Genomic DNA, 14,114 nt, shown 5'->3' on the forward strand with positions numbered 1-14,114 from the left:
CTTCACGACATGGCATTACTGACTGAACACGAACAACGCAAAGTCGCCGAGGCGATCGCCCGGGTCGAGCGTGACACCGACGCCGAACTGGTCACAGTGCTCGCGGCCCGCGCCGACGACTATGCGTACATCCCGCTGCTGTGGGCCAGCCTGCTGGCGCTGGTGGTGCCGGGGATCGTGCATTACCTGAGCGGCTGGCTGACCCTGCATAGCCTGCTCATGGTGCAATGGACTTCTTTCATCGTGTTGTGCCTGCTGTTCCGGCTACCGAAAGTCACCACCCATTTGGTCCCGCGCTCGGTGCGTCACTGGCGCGCTTCGAACCTGGCCCGTCGGCAGTTTCTGGAGCAGAACCTGCACCACACCGAAGGCAGCACCGGCATTCTGATTTTTGTTTCTGAAGCCGAGCGCTACGTGGAAATCCTGGTGGACGAGGGCATTTCCAGGCGTCTGGACAACAAGAACTGGGACGCAATAGTCGCTGCATTCACCCAGCAAGTCCGGCAAGGGCAGACGCTGCAAGGCTTTGTCAGTTGCGTCGAGGCGTGCGGTGAATTGCTCAAGGTGCACGTGCCGGTGACCCATGTTCGCAATGAGTTGCCGAATCGCTTGGTGGTACTCGCCTAACCCTTGAGGTGGAGCGTTTTTGTAGCCTGTGGCGGCACAACCCGGGCAAGTTGTCCGACGCAGGGCCAGTCTTCAACATCCCTCTATAAGCGAACGCCTCGAGGCGGCCGCTCTGACGTAGAGGGAGTTCTCATGCCAGCGCATCAAAAACATGACTCTTTGCATGAGGCAGCGAGCGAAATCGATCTGCCGGCGAAACTGACTGCAAAAGAGACACAAGTCCTACTGTGGTGCTTAAAGGGTAAAACGTCCTGGGAGATCGCCAGGATTCAAAACTGCTCCGTATCCACGGTCAACTTTCACTTCTCCAACATTCGCCGCAAGTTCGCCGTCAGTTCGCGCAGTGCGGCTCTGCTCAAGGCGATAGAAGTGGGAGCCATCAGCCTTGCTTCAATCGAATCGCGAGGTGTCCCATGAGCCTGGCTGAATCGACCTACAACAGCATCGGCGGCCTTCTGTTGGGATTGGGCATTTCGACATTGCCTTCGATTGACGGGGAGGTCCTGTTCGGTGCATCGCTGGGAGCCTGGCTGGTAACCACCACTCGCAGCAATTTCAAGGCCTGGCAGCGTATCGGCTCATGGTTATTGTCGGCGGGAGTCGGATATCTGTTTACGCCCGTCGCGCTGCCGATGGTTCCTTTTCTGACAGTCGGCGTGACGGCGTTTCTCTGCGCGATGGTCGTCATTCCCATCAGCATCAAGCTCATGCTCTGGATCGACGGGGCCGGGCTGGGCGACATTCTCAAGCACTTGAGAGGTCGGGGGTGATGGGCTATGCAATGATTGCACTGGTCTTCCTTACCGGTATTGCTCATTTGTTGAGTGCGGTCAGGCTGGCCTGCTATCAGCGTGATGAAGTGCATCACTGCTGGCGTGAAGGACTGGTGACCAGTCTGTGCGGAGGACTGTCCTGCGTTGCCGGGATGGATGTTTTTTTGACATTCGTGCCGGTGAGCCCATGGCATGCGGTAGCCAGTTTTTTCCTGTGCATGCTGATCATCAGAAGCGGTGGAAGGATCGTTACGCTGTGGCAAGCTGCGAAGGCATTCGACATCAGGCCCTAGCAGGTTTCATGGGTTATTCGACTGTTGGAGGGTCGACAGGATAGAGGCGATTTCTGCCAGTTGAAGTTCCATTTCCCGCAAGCGGCGCTTTTCCTCCAATGCATTCTGAATGGCACAGCGATCTTCTTCGTTGAGTGATCTCCACAGCGCGAGAATCGCATCTTCACGAACCGTACTGTCCTGATGGTGCGCGACTGATTCGGTCACCGCTGTTCGCATGATCGGACCTTCGCCAAGCAGCAGCCAATCAAGGGAGATGCCACGAGTCTGTGCGATTTCTACGCATAATGAGTATGGCGTGCTGTCACGACCTTTCCAGCTGCTGAGGGTCTGCGGACTGATTTGCAGCGCTGAAGACAAAGAAGCATCGCTTTTTGTATTGGTGATTTGTTTCAGTCGCGCCAGAACAGCTTGTGATTTTTTGCTACGCAATTTGAGCCTCTTCCTTTTGACATATGCTTTAATCGTGCTTAACGTATGCGAAATGAGTACTTTTTTTCTTGTAAGTAATCAATCATCAACTATGAGTCAGAAGAATACGATGTCGAAACTTCCTAATGGTATCAGGGTGATTTCCTACGAGTTTGGTTGTTACCCATCCCATATCTGCCCATTGCACTTCCTTTTGTCCGGCAGGCTTGTCTTGCAAGGACGGATTGCGGCGATCAACGCGGGTGGCAGTATTGCGGTTGGTCATGTCGATTACCACCAAATGACTACGGGGAATCGGGCATGAGTACTTACAAAATGGTATGTCCGCACTGCTTGAGCCGGATGCGCATTCGAACCAGCGAGGGTCGTCATATCTTTCTGCGAGTAGCCTATCTGCAATGTACGTCGGAGGCATGCGGCTGGTCGGTTCGCGCCGAGTTCGAAATGACCCACGAGCTCTCTCCCAGTGGAATGCCCAACCCGGCCGTACGTTTACCCTTTGCCGACCCCGACTTGCGCCATGCTGCCCGGCCTGTGGTTCAAAGCAACGTTTCGACGGATCCGTCACAGGCATTGACTCATGAATGAAATCGATGAAAGTCTGCAGTTGGATGATGAGCTATTGATTATTGCCCAAGGGTTTCTGGCCCGTCATGGAAGTGACGGATTGTCAGATGACCAAGTGTTGTTCTGCCGTGCCGTAAAACACATGCAGTGTATGGGGGTGCCCCGGCACATGGCGGAAAAGCTGGTCAGTCATGCCTATGGAGTACTCAAGTCGTGCAATGACCGGCGGCGTCTGGATATCGCCGCGAGTTCAGAAACTGTCGCCGTGGTGACCGACCCCGTCAACGGGCTTACTTGGGCGGTGCCTGTGGGGCTGATCGTCAAATACGTGATCAACTCACCGAGTAATCGCAAACTTCGATTGGTGTAATACAGAAGTTTCTGTGTGTGCAATCAGGTCTTGGGCGGTGGCCCCAGGACCTGGCGTGAAATAACTCCGTGCCCAAAAAATCCATGCACCCTAAAATAGCCTGCATTCCCGATTCGAATTGCCTGAGGCCGTTTTTCCATGTCTGTCACCGCCACTCCCGCCAGCCTCGCGCCGGATCATCACACCCAATTCATCCACTTGCTGCAAACCAGCCTGGAGCAAAACGCCTTTATCAAACTGGTGCTGGCCAAATATGTTGGCGATGAAACCGATCTGCAGCGGATCATCGTCAAACCGGTGACGGTCAAGACGCAGCCGTGCCTGTCGTTCGTCTACCGCTACAAAACCCGTGACATCACCAAGAACCTGCCGCTGGACGAAGGCGTGGCAAGCATTGCCGGTTTGCTGCCAGCATCGTTCAAAAATGCGCATTTACTGTCGTTGACCGATGAAGCCCAGCTCGAATACAGCAAAAAGGGCAAGAGTTCGCTGTTCAAGAGCAAACCCCAGCAATTGCGTGAAGTGCCGTCCGCCGAACACAACCGCGAGAAGAACCGGTTTCTGGATTTGAGCCGACCGTTCCTCTCCGACCTCGGTGTGACCAACAGCAAGCACGAGCTGATCCCGGCGATGTCGCGCAAGTGGAAACAGATCAACAAGTTCATCGAAGTGTTCAGCCATGCGCTGACCTCGTCACCGCTGGCGCTGGACAAACCGGTACGCGTTGCAGACTTCGGTTCGGGCAAGGGATACCTGACGTTCGCCATCCACGACTACCTGCGCAATACCTTGAACGCCGAGGGCGAAGTGACCGGTGTTGAACTGCGTGAGGACATGGTCACCTTGTGCAACGCCGCGGCAGCCAAGCTTGAGCATCCGGGACTGGTGTTCAAGTGCGGCGACGTGCGCAGCGTGGCGCCGAGTGAGCTGGATGTGATGATCGCCTTGCATGCCTGCGACATCGCCACCGACTATGCCATCCACACCGGCATCCGTTCCGGGGCGTCGATCATCATGTGCTCGCCGTGCTGCCACAAACAGATTCGCCTGCAAATCCAGAGCCCGGCGTTGCTCAAGCCGATGCTGCAATACGGATTGCATCTGGGCCAGCAGGCGGAAATGGTCACCGACAGTTTGCGTGCGCTGTTCCTCGAAGCCTGTGGTTACGAAACCAAAGTGTTCGAGTTCATTTCGTTGGACCACACCAACAAGAACAAGATGATCCTGGCGGTCAAACGCGCCGAGCCGGTCGATCCAACGCAGTTGCTGGCAAAGATCGAGGAATTGAAGGCGTTCTACCAGATCACCGAGCATTGCCTGGAAACCCTGCTGCGAGCCGACGGCTTTATCAAATGATGACTCTGTAGGAGCACAGCTTGCTCGCGATGGCGTCCTCAAAATCGCCATCGCGAGCAAGCTTTGCTCCTACACGTGCTTGGCGATCTGAAGGCAAGCCTGGCTCCTACAGGGTTATGCACTAGCTACACGAGCCGGCTGCACCGCAGTCTTGCGCCCGAGCATCACGGTCACGATCACCCCGGCCGCGAACAGCCAGGTAATCGGTTCCACGTGTTCACCGAAGAACAACGCGGAAAAGGCGATGGTGAAAAAAATCTGCAACAACTGGATCTGACTGACCCGGGCAATGCCGCCCATGGCCAGCCCGGCATACCAGGCAAAGAAGCCGATGAACTGCGAAAACAGCGAGACGTAACCGAAGGCCCACCAGGTCTTGGCCGAAATCTCGCCCTGGTGTTGCAGCGCCAGATACACCACCGGGCCGATCAGCAGCGGCGTCGACAGCACCAGTGCCCAGCAGATCACTTGCCATCCGCCCATCTCCTTGGCCAACCGGCCACCTTCGGCGTAACCCAATCCCCCCACCGCAATCGCGCCGAGCATCAGCAAGTCGCCAGCCTGAATGCTGCCGGCACCACTGATCAGCGCATAACCGAGCACCAGCGCACTGCCCAGCGCGGCGCAGGCCCAGAAGGCTTTCGACGGCCGTTCATGGGACAACCATGCGGCGTACAGCGCAACACACAGCGGCTGCAGACCATTGACCAGTGCACCGTGGGACGCCGGCAAGGTTTGCATGGCCCAGGCCGACAGCACCGGAAAACCAAGAATCACCCCGGCAATTACCAGGCTCAAGCCTTTGATCTGTTTCCAGGTCGGCCATTTTTCCCGGCGCCACAGCAACAGCAACGCCGCCGGGATCGCCGCGAACAATGCTCGGCCCAGGCCATTGAGCAGCGGGTGCAGTTCCTGCACGACAATTCGTGTGAAGGGCAGGGTGAGGCTGAAAATCACAACGCCAAGCAGGCCCAGGGCCATACCGGTGTTTTCGCGCGAGGACATGATGGCAACCAGAATCGTGGAGGGTGCGGTTATCTAGCCATAATCGCGTCCCAAGCCGCTGTAACAGCTGGGTGAAGAGTTATCCGTACAGTTTGAGGGCTTCTTCGCGGGCAAGCCTCGCTCCTACAGATTTGGCGTGTTCTTTGTAGGAGCGAGGCTTGCCCGCGAAGAACGAAAACGCGGTCTTCGGGTAGTAGCCGGTTGTTACCCGGTCCGCCAGATAAGGACTACCTTGAATATTCCTATGCATTTCCAAGAGGAGTCCTACTCATGGCCGCTAAAAAAATCCTGATGCTGGTCGGCGATTTCGTCGAAGACTACGAAGTGATGGTCCCCTTTCAAGCGTTGCTGATGGTCGGCCACACCGTTCACGCGGTGTGTCCGGACAAAACCGCCGGCCAGACCGTGCGCACGGCCATCCATGACTTCGAAGGCGATCAGACCTACAGCGAAAAACCCGGTCACCTGTTTGCCCTTAACTTCGACTTTGCCAAGGTCAACGCGGCGGATTACGACGCGGTGCTGATTCCGGGCGGTCGTGCGCCGGAGTACCTGCGTCTGAACGAAAAAGTCCTGGAACTGGTGCGCGATTTCGACAAGGCCGGCAAACCGATCGCCGCTGTGTGCCACGGCGCGCAACTGCTGGCGGCGGCCGGGATTCTCGAAGGGCGCGAGTGCAGCGCTTATCCGGCTTGTGCACCGGAAGTGCGTCTGGCCGGCGGTACGTTTATCGATATCCCGGTGACGGACGGCCATGTTCAAGGCAATCTGGCCACGGCGCCGGCCTGGCCAGCGCACCCGAACTGGCTCGCCGGTTTCCTCGGTTTGCTGGGCACCAAAATCACGCTGTAACGAGGAACCTGTCATGTGCGAGCTGTACGTCAAGGCTGACCCGATTCTCTACGAATCGCGCTCCCGTTCGCTGCGCATTTGCGGGGTAGTGACCACTCTGCGCCTGGAAAACCAGTTCTGGGACATTCTCAGCGAAATCGCCGAAGTCGACGGCATGACCACCAACCAGTTGATCGCCAAACTGTATGAAGAAGTGATGGACTACCGTGGCGAAGTGGTGAACTTCGCCTCGTTTTTGCGGGTGAGTTGTACCCGGTATTTGAGTCAGCGGCGCACAATCGCTCCGAAATTGTCGATGGTGAAGCGTTCAGTCAGGTAGCTTTGCGGCGTGCTTACTGGCCCTATCGCCAGCAGGCTGGCTCCTACAGTGGATTGCGTACAAACAGTCCAATGTAGGAGCCAGCCTGCTGGCGATGGGGCCTTTATAGGCGACAGAAATAGCAGGCTGGTCTTTACTCTGAAGCGCGCAATCTCTCAATCGCCAAGGAGAATCAGCATGTCCGGATGGTATGAAGTGAGCAAAAACAGCAGCGGTCAGTTCAGGTTTGTGCTGAAGGCGGCGAATGCCGAAACCATTCTGACCAGCGAGCTGTACACCACCCGCGCCGCGGCCGACAAAGGCATCGCGTCAGTCCAGGCCAACAGCCCTCAGGATGAGCGCTACGAGAAGAAAACCACCAAGGATGGCCATCCCTATTTCAATCTCAAGGCCGGTAACCACGAGATTATCGGCAGCAGCGAATCCTATGCCTCCGACGCCGCGATGGAGAAAGGCATCGCCAGCGTCAAGGCCAACGGGCCGACCAAGGTGATCAAGGACAAGACCTTGCCGGTGCTTTGAATCCAACCCTGTACGAGCGAGCCTGCTCGCGATGAGACCGTCACATTCAACCGTGATGTTGACTGACAGACCGCCATCACGAGCCGGCTCGCTCCCACATGTTCCGCGTTTTAACGCAAGGTTTTGATCAACCCTTGCAACTGAGCACGACCCGCTTCACCCAACGCAAACACCGGCAACCGCGGATCACCCACCTCCAGACCGGTTTCGCGCAAACCGGCCTTGATCGTCGCCGGCAAGCCACCCTTGAGGATGAAGTCGAGCAATGGCAACTGGCGATAGAACAACTCGCGCGCCTTGTCCAGATCATTGGCCAGTACCGCTTCATACAAGTCCAAGTTGAGCTGCGGGATCAGGTTCGGTGCCGCCGTGCACCAGCCTTTCGCGCCTGCCGCGAAGGCTTCGAGCGCCAGCGGGTTACAGCCGTTGTAGAACGGCACCCGACCTTCGCCCAAACGTTGCAGTTGATGCATGCGCTGGATGTCGCCGGTGCTCTCCTTGACCATGGTCACGTTTTCGACGCCATTGACGATGCGCAGAATCAAGTCCACCGACATGTCGGTGCCGCTGGTGGCCGGGTTGTTGTAGAGCATGATCGGCACGCCGATGCTGTCGCCGATGGCGCGGTAGTGGGCGAGGATCTCTGCCTCGCTGAGCTTCCAGTAGGAGGTCGGCAGCACCATCACCACATCGGCGCCATGGGCCTCGGCAAAGCGTGCGCGGCGTACCGCTTTGGCAGTGGTCAGGTCCGACACGCTGACGATGGTCGGCACCCGTTTGGCAACGTGCTTGATGCTGAACTCGGCGACCTGATCCCACTCCGCATCGCTCAGGTAGGCGCCTTCGCCGGTGCTGCCCAGTGGTGCGATGGAATGCACGCCGCCGTCGATCAAGCGGTCGATGGAACGCCCGAGCGCGACAAGATCAACGCCTTCGCCGTTGGCGGTGAATGGGGTGATGGTGTAACCGATGATGCCGTGAATGTTTGCGGTGGACATGGTGTCGCTCCGTTGTAAAAGGGCAGGGGTGTCAGTTCAGGCAATCGGCGTGTTGGCGCAGGTTCTGCCGAGCGTAGTAGTTGAAAGCAGCGGCATGGCGCTTGGGCCGGGCGATCCAGTCGTGGGCTTCGCGACCCAGTTCCGGAATGATCGGCTTGATGGTCCCGGCGCTCATTGCCAGCAATTGCAGTTTGGCGGCGCGTTCGATCAATTGTGCGATCACACAGGCCTCCTCGATGGTGGTGCCGGTGGACAACTGGCCGTGGTGAGAAAGCAGAATCGCCCGTTTGTCGCCGAGTGCGCCGGCAATCAGGTCGCCTTCTTCATTGCCGACCGGCACGCCGGGCCAGCCCTCGAGAAACGCACAGTCGTCGTAGAGCGGGCAGAGGTCCATGTGGGAAATCTGCAGCGGCACTTCCAGCATCGATAACGCGGCGATATGGGTCGGATGGGTGTGAATGATGCAGTTCACATCCGGCCGTGCGCGGTATACCCAGCTGTGGAACCGATTGGCCGGGTTCGGCATGCCGTGGCCTTCGAGCACCTCCAGGTCTTCGTTGACCAGCAGCAGGTTGCCCGCGGTGATTTCGTCGAATCCCAAGCCCAGTTGTTGAGTGTAGTAAGTGCCAGGTTGTGGGCCGCGGGCGGTGATTTGCCCGGCCAGACCCGAGTCGTGGCCATTCTCGAACAGAATGCGGCAGGTCAGGGCCAGCTTTTGCCGGTCGGTCCACGTATTATCCGCCAACGTGTTTTGCATCTGGTTAAGCGCTTGCTTGACCAGTTGATCTTTGGGCAGTGCTAATGTCTTGGCCATATCGGTGTCCTCTTTGGCTGAGTCATGCAGATGACACGAAAGATGCTATATGACACTTTGTGTCATGAGCAAGGACAATTCGTCACCTTCTTGATGGATTAATCGCTCCAAATGTCTATCCGTTTGAAATTATTGAGAAAAAAACTTGGCGTAACCCTTGAGGAATTGGCGGAAAAATCCGGCATGACCAAGAGTTACCTGTCGAAGGTCGAACGCGGGTTGAACACGCCGTCGATTGCGGCTGCGTTGAAACTGGCCAAGGCGCTAAACGTGAAGGTCGAGGAGTTGTTCTCGGAGGACAAGGTCAGTGTCGACAGCTACAGCCTGGTGCGCAGCCACGAACGGCAACCGTTGGGTTCCAGCGAGGACAACCCGGGCTATGCGGTGCTGGCCCATCAGGTCAGTGAACGCAGCCTGCTACCGTTCATCATTTACCCGCCGACCGAGTTCATCGACAAGGCCTTCAAGGAACACTTGGGCGAGGAGTTCCTGTTCGTCCACGAAGGGCAGGTGGAAGTGGATTTCGTCAGCGAACGCGTGCTGCTCAATCGAGGCGATGCACTGCACTTCAACTCACAGAAACCGCACCGGATTCGCTCGGTGGGCGAGGTGCAGGCGCAGTTGCTGGTAGTGGTGCATAGCGCTGAAGACTGAGTGGGTCGGTTTTGGTGGCGAGGGAGCAAGCTCCCTCGCCACAGGTCAGGCGTTCGCCTCAGACCTCAACGGGTACGGCCAACTTCGGGCTACCCAGCGCATGGGTCTTCGAATCAAAAAACCGCAACTCAATCCCCGTCCCCTCGAACACCTTCGCGTAATGCCGCTTCTGATGCTGGATGAACGCCTTGCTGCGCGGATAGATCGAGATCGCCAGCACCTGCGGTTTGGCCAGGCGCAAGGCATGGATGATGTGTTTGTCCTGCTCGCCCAGCGCATGCCCGAAAATGCACAAACCATCGCCATGGCCGAGTAGCTGCTGGTAGCAGAACGACAGGTAATCGGAGCTGCGGATGGTCTTGAGTTTGTCCGCGCTCGGCCCTTCGTTGACGAACAGCGGTACGTCGTCGAGGGTCTTGATCGTGTTGTTGATGGCGAAATTGCCCAGCAACGTGCCCTCGGTCGACATCAATTTGCGCGCTGTGCCGTCCTGGTTACGCACCAGGTGCAGACCGCCGTGCAGGTACAGCAAGCGGGTTTTATCGGTGGCGGTGGTGCTGAGGTCGAAGGCGGGTTCGGCACCCTGGAACAGATCGGTGATCGTCTCGGGCTGGTGTTGCACCGCCCAGTAGTTGAGCAGGTCGTAATTGGTGGTGAACACCGTGCGCCAGGTGCTCAGTTCCTGGTTGATCGTCGCCAGCGTTGATGCCTGGACCAACCGCCACGGAATGTGCGCGGCATGCACGGTGTTGATCAGCGCTTCCTTGATCGCGTAGTAACGATTGCGCGGCGCGGCGGAGCTGACGGCCAGGGCCTTGTTGACCCGGCTGGTGGTTTTCAGTGCGCTCAGCACCTGCTCGAAACTGCGGGTTTGCATCGCGTCGAACACGCTCAGCTCGGATGGGCTCAGCGGTTTTTCTTCCACTGTGCGAGCGTTTTCAAACAGCGACTCATAGCCGAAATCATCCCACACCGCGCGGCTGGCACCGTTGCCCACCAGCAGGCCGCTGAACGCAGCGCTCGTGCGCAAGGCGTTCCAGTCTTCAAGTTGGGCATCGACATCCAGGAAATCGGTCATTGCGTTTTTTCGACTCACGGCAAAAGGGGCTGATGGGCGGCGACTTTATCATGCCGGGCGGGGAGATTTTTCGTCGCGCGCTGCATCCCCGGCACAGCCCGGACGAAGGACGTTATGCTGCGCCTTCGCCTGAGCCGACTTTGCCGAGTGCCCAATGCTGCAAAAAAGCCTGATCCGCCGCCTCGACCTGATCACCCTGCAACTGTTTGTCGCCGTACATGAAGAGGGCACGCTCACCCGTGCTGCCGCGCGCGAAGCGATTGCGGTGTCGGCGGCGAGCAAGCGTTTGATGGAGTTGGAAGAGGCGCTGGGCATCAGTCTGTTCGTGCGCCAGGCCAAGGGCATGACGCTGACGGCGGCCGGTGAAACCTTGCTGCATCATGCGCGGCAAATGCTGTTCAACGTCGAGAAAATGGGCCTGGAACTGGGTGAGCACAGCCACGGGGTGCGCGGTTATGTGCGGATGCTCGCCAACCTGTCGGCGATCATTCAGTTTCTGCCGGAAGACTTGCGGGATTTTTCCGAGCGGCACCCGCAGGTCAAGACCGATCTCGAAGAACGTCCCAGCGCCGGGGTGATTCAGGGGGTTCTGGATGGTGTGGCGGACCTCGGGATCTGTTCCATCGACAGCGACATCAAAGGCCTGCACAGCGTGTTGTACCGTCAGGACAAACTGGTGGTGGTGATGCTGCCCGAGCACACGTTGGCATCACGCGAATCGGTGCCGTTTGCGCAAACCCTGGATTCCGATTACGTCGGCCTGCATGCCGCCAGTTCGATCAACATGCGCACCCACGCCGCCGCGAGGCAGGCTGGCAAAGTCTTGCGCATCCGCATTCATGTACCGGGGTTCGATGCGGTGTGTCGCATGGTGCAAGCCAACATGGGCATCGGCATCCTGCCGCAGCGGGCCTATGAATTGTTTGGTCGAGCGTTGGGGTTACACGCGGTGCCGTTGACGGATGAATGGTCGGATCGGGCGTTGATTCTGGTGGTGCGGGATGAGGCGTCACTGTCGCCGGTCAGCCGGATGTTGTTCGAACACTTGCGTGGTCAGGTCTGATCGTTCTGCGTTGAAGGTACCGGCCCTTCGCGGGCAAGCCTCGATCCTACAGGTCTAGCGTAATCCATGTAGGAGCCAGCCTTGCCCGCGATGGCGGCCTTGAGGTCGCGAAAAATTCAGAAGCGTTCGCATTTCGCGAACGCCCGTTGCCAACTGAAGGTTGGATTGCAGGCCCCGTCGTCCTCTAGCCTTGGCCCATATTCCAAGAACAAGAGGTACCCGCGATGACTGCCCCCTTGAGTGCAATCAAAGTGATCGAGATCGGCACGCTGATCGCCGCGCCGTTCGCCGCGCGCATGCTCGCCGAGTTCGGCGCCGAAGTGATCAAGATCGAAGCCATGGGCCAGGGCGATCCCTTGCGCAAATGGCGCAAGCTGCACGAAGGCACTTCGTTGTGGTGGTATCTGCAATCACGCAACAAGAAATCCCTGGCGCTGAACCTGAAATCCCCCGAAGGCATCGAACTGGTCAAGCAACTGGCGACCAGCGCCGACGTGCTGATCGAAAACCTGCGCCCCGGCGCGCTGGAAAAACTCGGTCTCGGTTGGGATGTGCTGCATGCCCTCAACCCGAACCTGACCCTGGTGCGGATCTCCGGCTACGGCCAGACCGGCCCGTACCGCGACCGTCCGGGTTTCGGCGCCATCGGCGAGGCCATGGGTGGGATTCGCTACACCACCGGCAACCCGGATTCCCCGCCGGCGCGCGTCGGCGTGAGCCTCGGCGATTCCCTGGCGTCGCTGCATGCGGTGATCGGCGCGCTGATGTCGTTGCTGCGAGTCAAGACCGGGCAGGGCGGCGGGCAAATCGTCGATGTGTCGCTGGCCGAAAGCGTGTTCAACGTCATGGAAAGCCTGGTGCCCGAGTACGACATGCTCGGCCACGTGCGTGAGCGCAGTGGCGGTGCCTTGCCCGGCATCGCGCCTTCCAACACCTACCTCACGGCCGATGGCGCCTATGTGGTGATCGCCGGCAACAGCGATCCCATCTACAAGCGCCTGATGCAAACCATCGGCCGCCACGATCTGGCCGACGCCCCCGAGTTTGCCCACAACGACGGACGTGCGGCCCAAAGCAATCTGCTCGACGCAGCGATCACTCACTGGACCAGCAGCCTGCCGATCGACGACGTTCTGGCCGCGCTGGAAGCCGCCGAAGTCCCGGCCGGGCGCATCTACTCAGTGGCCGATATTGTTGCCGATCCGCACTATCAGGCGCGGGACATGCTGCTCAACGCCGAACTGCCGGGTGGCGCCACGGTGAAGATGCCGGGCATCGTGCCGAAACTCTCGCAAACCCCTGGCGGCGTGAACTGGTCCGGCCCCGGTCTGGGTCAGCACACCGACGGTATCCTCGCGCAATTGGGCCTGACCGAAGCGGACATCAAACGCCTGAAAACTGAAGGAGTGGTGCAATGATCACTGATTATTCCGAGCGCCTCATCGTTCAGGAAGTGTCCCCGCGCGACGGCTTGCAGATCGAGCCGACCTGGGTTGAAACCATCGACAAAATTGCCCTGATCGATCAACTGTCGCTAGCCGGGTTCAGCCGTATCGAGGCCGGTTCGTTCGTGTCGCTCAAGGCCATTCCCGCATTGCGCGATGGTGAGCAGGTGTTCAAGGGCATCACTCGCCAACCGGAGGTGATCTACGTCGCGTTGATCCCCAACCTGAAGGGCGCGCAACGGGCAATGGCCTGCACTGCCGATGAACTGAACCTGGTGATGTCCGCCAGCCAGACTCATAACCTGGCGAACATGCGCATGCGCTGCGAAGACTCTTTGGCCGCGTTCGGCGAGATTGTGCACTTCGTGCAGGGCTCCAAGGTGCGACTCAACGCCAGCATCGCTACCACGTTCGGCTGCCCGTTCGAAGGCAAGATCGATGAAGACCGGGTGCTGCAGATCGTCGAGGCCTATCAGGAGCTCGGCATCCAGGGCATCACCCTGGCCGACACCACCGGCATGGCCAATCCGCGCCAGGTCGAGCGCTTGGTGCGCCGGGTGTTGCAGCAGGTATCGCCGGCGGATTTGACCCTGCATTTTCATAACACCCGAGGCCTTGGCCTGTGCAACGTGCTGGCCGCCTACGAGGCGGGTGCCCGACGTTTCGACGCGGCACTTGGCGGGCTCGGCGGCTGTCCGTTCGCGCCGGGTGCGTCGGGCAATATTTGCACCGAGGACCTGGTCAACCTGTGCGATGAAGTCGGGATTCCAACCGGTATCGATCTGCCGTTGTTGCTGAAGCTTTCCCGAGGATTGCCGGCACTGCTGGGCCATGAAGTGCCAGGCCAGCTGGCCAAGGCTGGACGCAATTGCGATTTGCATCCAGTCCCCTGATGACGCGTGACCTGTAAAAAACCAACCAGACAACAAAAACAATCGGACACCCA

The 14,114-nt window shown here is 58.6% G+C and carries 19 protein-coding genes; 14 read left to right on the forward strand and 5 right to left on the reverse strand.

Translation table 11 applies throughout. The features are described from left to right. The first annotated feature begins 9 nt into the window (after nucleotides 1-9). The 4 genes from D8U73_RS25505 (at nucleotide 10) to D8U73_RS25520 (ending at nucleotide 1,693) form a co-directional block, all read left to right on the forward strand. Nucleotides 10-627 carry a TPM domain-containing protein gene (locus D8U73_RS25505; RefSeq protein ID WP_130906113.1) on the forward strand — a complete coding sequence of 206 codons (618 nt, stop codon included), beginning with the start codon at nucleotides 10-12 and terminating at the stop codon, nucleotides 625-627. Between the two features lie 132 nt (nucleotides 628-759). Beyond that, complete coding sequence (locus D8U73_RS25510) at nucleotides 760-1,044, forward strand: helix-turn-helix domain-containing protein (protein WP_130906079.1); 285 nt, start codon at nucleotides 760-762, stop codon at nucleotides 1,042-1,044. Beyond that, on the forward strand, nucleotides 1,041-1,397 hold the full coding sequence (locus D8U73_RS25515; RefSeq protein WP_130906080.1) for a putative holin: 357 nt from the start codon (nucleotides 1,041-1,043) through the stop codon (nucleotides 1,395-1,397). The genes D8U73_RS25510 and D8U73_RS25515 overlap by 4 nt, the downstream gene beginning before the upstream one ends. Then, a complete protein-coding gene (locus D8U73_RS25520; protein WP_130906081.1) occupies nucleotides 1,397-1,693 on the forward strand; it encodes a phage holin family protein in 297 nt (98 codons plus the stop codon). Before D8U73_RS25515 ends, D8U73_RS25520 begins: the two co-directional genes overlap by 1 nt. 6 nt (nucleotides 1,694-1,699) lie before the next feature. Here the strand turns inward: D8U73_RS25520 and D8U73_RS25525 are convergent, their stop codons facing one another. Next, nucleotides 1,700-2,125: a helix-turn-helix domain-containing protein gene (locus D8U73_RS25525; protein ID WP_130906082.1), complete on the reverse strand. Its 426-nt coding sequence runs from the start codon at nucleotides 2,123-2,125 to the stop codon at nucleotides 1,700-1,702. A gap of 300 nt (nucleotides 2,126-2,425) precedes the next feature. Between D8U73_RS25525 and D8U73_RS25530 the strand changes: the two genes are divergently transcribed. From D8U73_RS25530 to D8U73_RS25540, 3 genes are all read left to right on the forward strand, one after another. Then, nucleotides 2,426-2,713, forward strand: coding sequence for an ogr/Delta-like zinc finger family protein (locus tag D8U73_RS25530; RefSeq protein ID WP_130906083.1), 288 nt, complete (start codon nucleotides 2,426-2,428; stop codon nucleotides 2,711-2,713). Then, the gene (locus D8U73_RS25535; RefSeq protein ID WP_130906084.1) at nucleotides 2,706-3,062 is read left to right on the forward strand and encodes a hypothetical protein; all 357 of its coding nucleotides are present in this window, start codon (nucleotides 2,706-2,708) and stop codon (nucleotides 3,060-3,062) included. Before D8U73_RS25530 ends, D8U73_RS25535 begins: the two co-directional genes overlap by 8 nt. 138 nt (nucleotides 3,063-3,200) lie before the next feature. Next, nucleotides 3,201-4,418: an SAM-dependent methyltransferase gene (locus tag D8U73_RS25540; RefSeq protein WP_130906085.1), complete on the forward strand. Its 1,218-nt coding sequence runs from the start codon at nucleotides 3,201-3,203 to the stop codon at nucleotides 4,416-4,418. A gap of 114 nt (nucleotides 4,419-4,532) precedes the next feature. On the opposite strand, the gene D8U73_RS25545 is transcribed toward D8U73_RS25540, so the two are convergent. After that, nucleotides 4,533-5,423 (reverse strand): DMT family transporter, encoded by an 891-nt coding sequence (locus tag D8U73_RS25545; protein ID WP_130906086.1) that lies wholly within the window; start codon nucleotides 5,421-5,423, stop codon nucleotides 4,533-4,535. Nucleotides 5,424-5,693: 270 nt separating this feature from the next. Here D8U73_RS25545 and D8U73_RS25550 point away from each other — a divergent pair, with 270 nt between their 5' ends. From D8U73_RS25550 to D8U73_RS25560, 3 genes are all read left to right on the forward strand, one after another. Beyond that, on the forward strand, nucleotides 5,694-6,275 hold the full coding sequence (locus tag D8U73_RS25550; RefSeq protein WP_056856067.1) for a DJ-1/PfpI family protein: 582 nt from the start codon (nucleotides 5,694-5,696) through the stop codon (nucleotides 6,273-6,275). A gap of 13 nt (nucleotides 6,276-6,288) precedes the next feature. Further along, nucleotides 6,289-6,594 (forward strand): ribbon-helix-helix domain-containing protein, encoded by a 306-nt coding sequence (locus tag D8U73_RS25555; RefSeq protein WP_130906087.1) that lies wholly within the window; start codon nucleotides 6,289-6,291, stop codon nucleotides 6,592-6,594. 177 nt (nucleotides 6,595-6,771) lie between these two features. Beyond that, a complete protein-coding gene (locus D8U73_RS25560) occupies nucleotides 6,772-7,116 on the forward strand; it encodes a YegP family protein (RefSeq protein ID WP_056856065.1) in 345 nt (114 codons plus the stop codon). A gap of 110 nt (nucleotides 7,117-7,226) precedes the next feature. Here D8U73_RS25560 and D8U73_RS25565 read toward each other — a convergent pair whose 3' ends face one another. Next, a complete protein-coding gene (locus D8U73_RS25565) occupies nucleotides 7,227-8,114 on the reverse strand; it encodes a dihydrodipicolinate synthase family protein (protein ID WP_130906088.1) in 888 nt (295 codons plus the stop codon). Between the two features lie 31 nt (nucleotides 8,115-8,145). After that, nucleotides 8,146-8,928: an aldolase gene (locus D8U73_RS25570; RefSeq protein WP_056856063.1), complete on the reverse strand. Its 783-nt coding sequence runs from the start codon at nucleotides 8,926-8,928 to the stop codon at nucleotides 8,146-8,148. 111 nt (nucleotides 8,929-9,039) lie between these two features. On the opposite strand from D8U73_RS25570, the gene D8U73_RS25575 reads away from it, so the two are divergent. Beyond that, a complete protein-coding gene (locus tag D8U73_RS25575) occupies nucleotides 9,040-9,582 on the forward strand; it encodes an XRE family transcriptional regulator (protein ID WP_056856062.1) in 543 nt (180 codons plus the stop codon). Nucleotides 9,583-9,640: 58 nt separating this feature from the next. Here the strand turns inward: D8U73_RS25575 and D8U73_RS25580 are convergent, their stop codons facing one another. Continuing rightward, nucleotides 9,641-10,660 (reverse strand): DUF4917 family protein, encoded by a 1,020-nt coding sequence (locus D8U73_RS25580; protein ID WP_130906089.1) that lies wholly within the window; start codon nucleotides 10,658-10,660, stop codon nucleotides 9,641-9,643. Nucleotides 10,661-10,814: 154 nt separating this feature from the next. On the opposite strand from D8U73_RS25580, the gene D8U73_RS25585 reads away from it, so the two are divergent. From D8U73_RS25585 to D8U73_RS25595, 3 genes are all read left to right on the forward strand, one after another. After that, entirely contained in the window at nucleotides 10,815-11,723 is a 909-nt protein-coding gene (locus D8U73_RS25585; RefSeq protein ID WP_056856060.1) for a LysR family transcriptional regulator, read from the forward strand. Between the two features lie 224 nt (nucleotides 11,724-11,947). Then, the gene (locus D8U73_RS25590; protein ID WP_130906090.1) at nucleotides 11,948-13,141 is read left to right on the forward strand and encodes a CaiB/BaiF CoA-transferase family protein; all 1,194 of its coding nucleotides are present in this window, start codon (nucleotides 11,948-11,950) and stop codon (nucleotides 13,139-13,141) included. Continuing rightward, nucleotides 13,138-14,061 (forward strand): hydroxymethylglutaryl-CoA lyase, encoded by a 924-nt coding sequence (locus D8U73_RS25595; RefSeq protein ID WP_130906091.1) that lies wholly within the window; start codon nucleotides 13,138-13,140, stop codon nucleotides 14,059-14,061. Before D8U73_RS25590 ends, D8U73_RS25595 begins: the two co-directional genes overlap by 4 nt. The last annotated feature ends 53 nt before the right edge of the window (nucleotides 14,062-14,114 follow it).

Origin of the sequence: Pseudomonas sp. Sample_22, assembly GCF_004307635.1 — a bacterium.
Taxonomy (GTDB): Bacteria; Pseudomonadota; Gammaproteobacteria; order Pseudomonadales; family Pseudomonadaceae; genus Aquipseudomonas.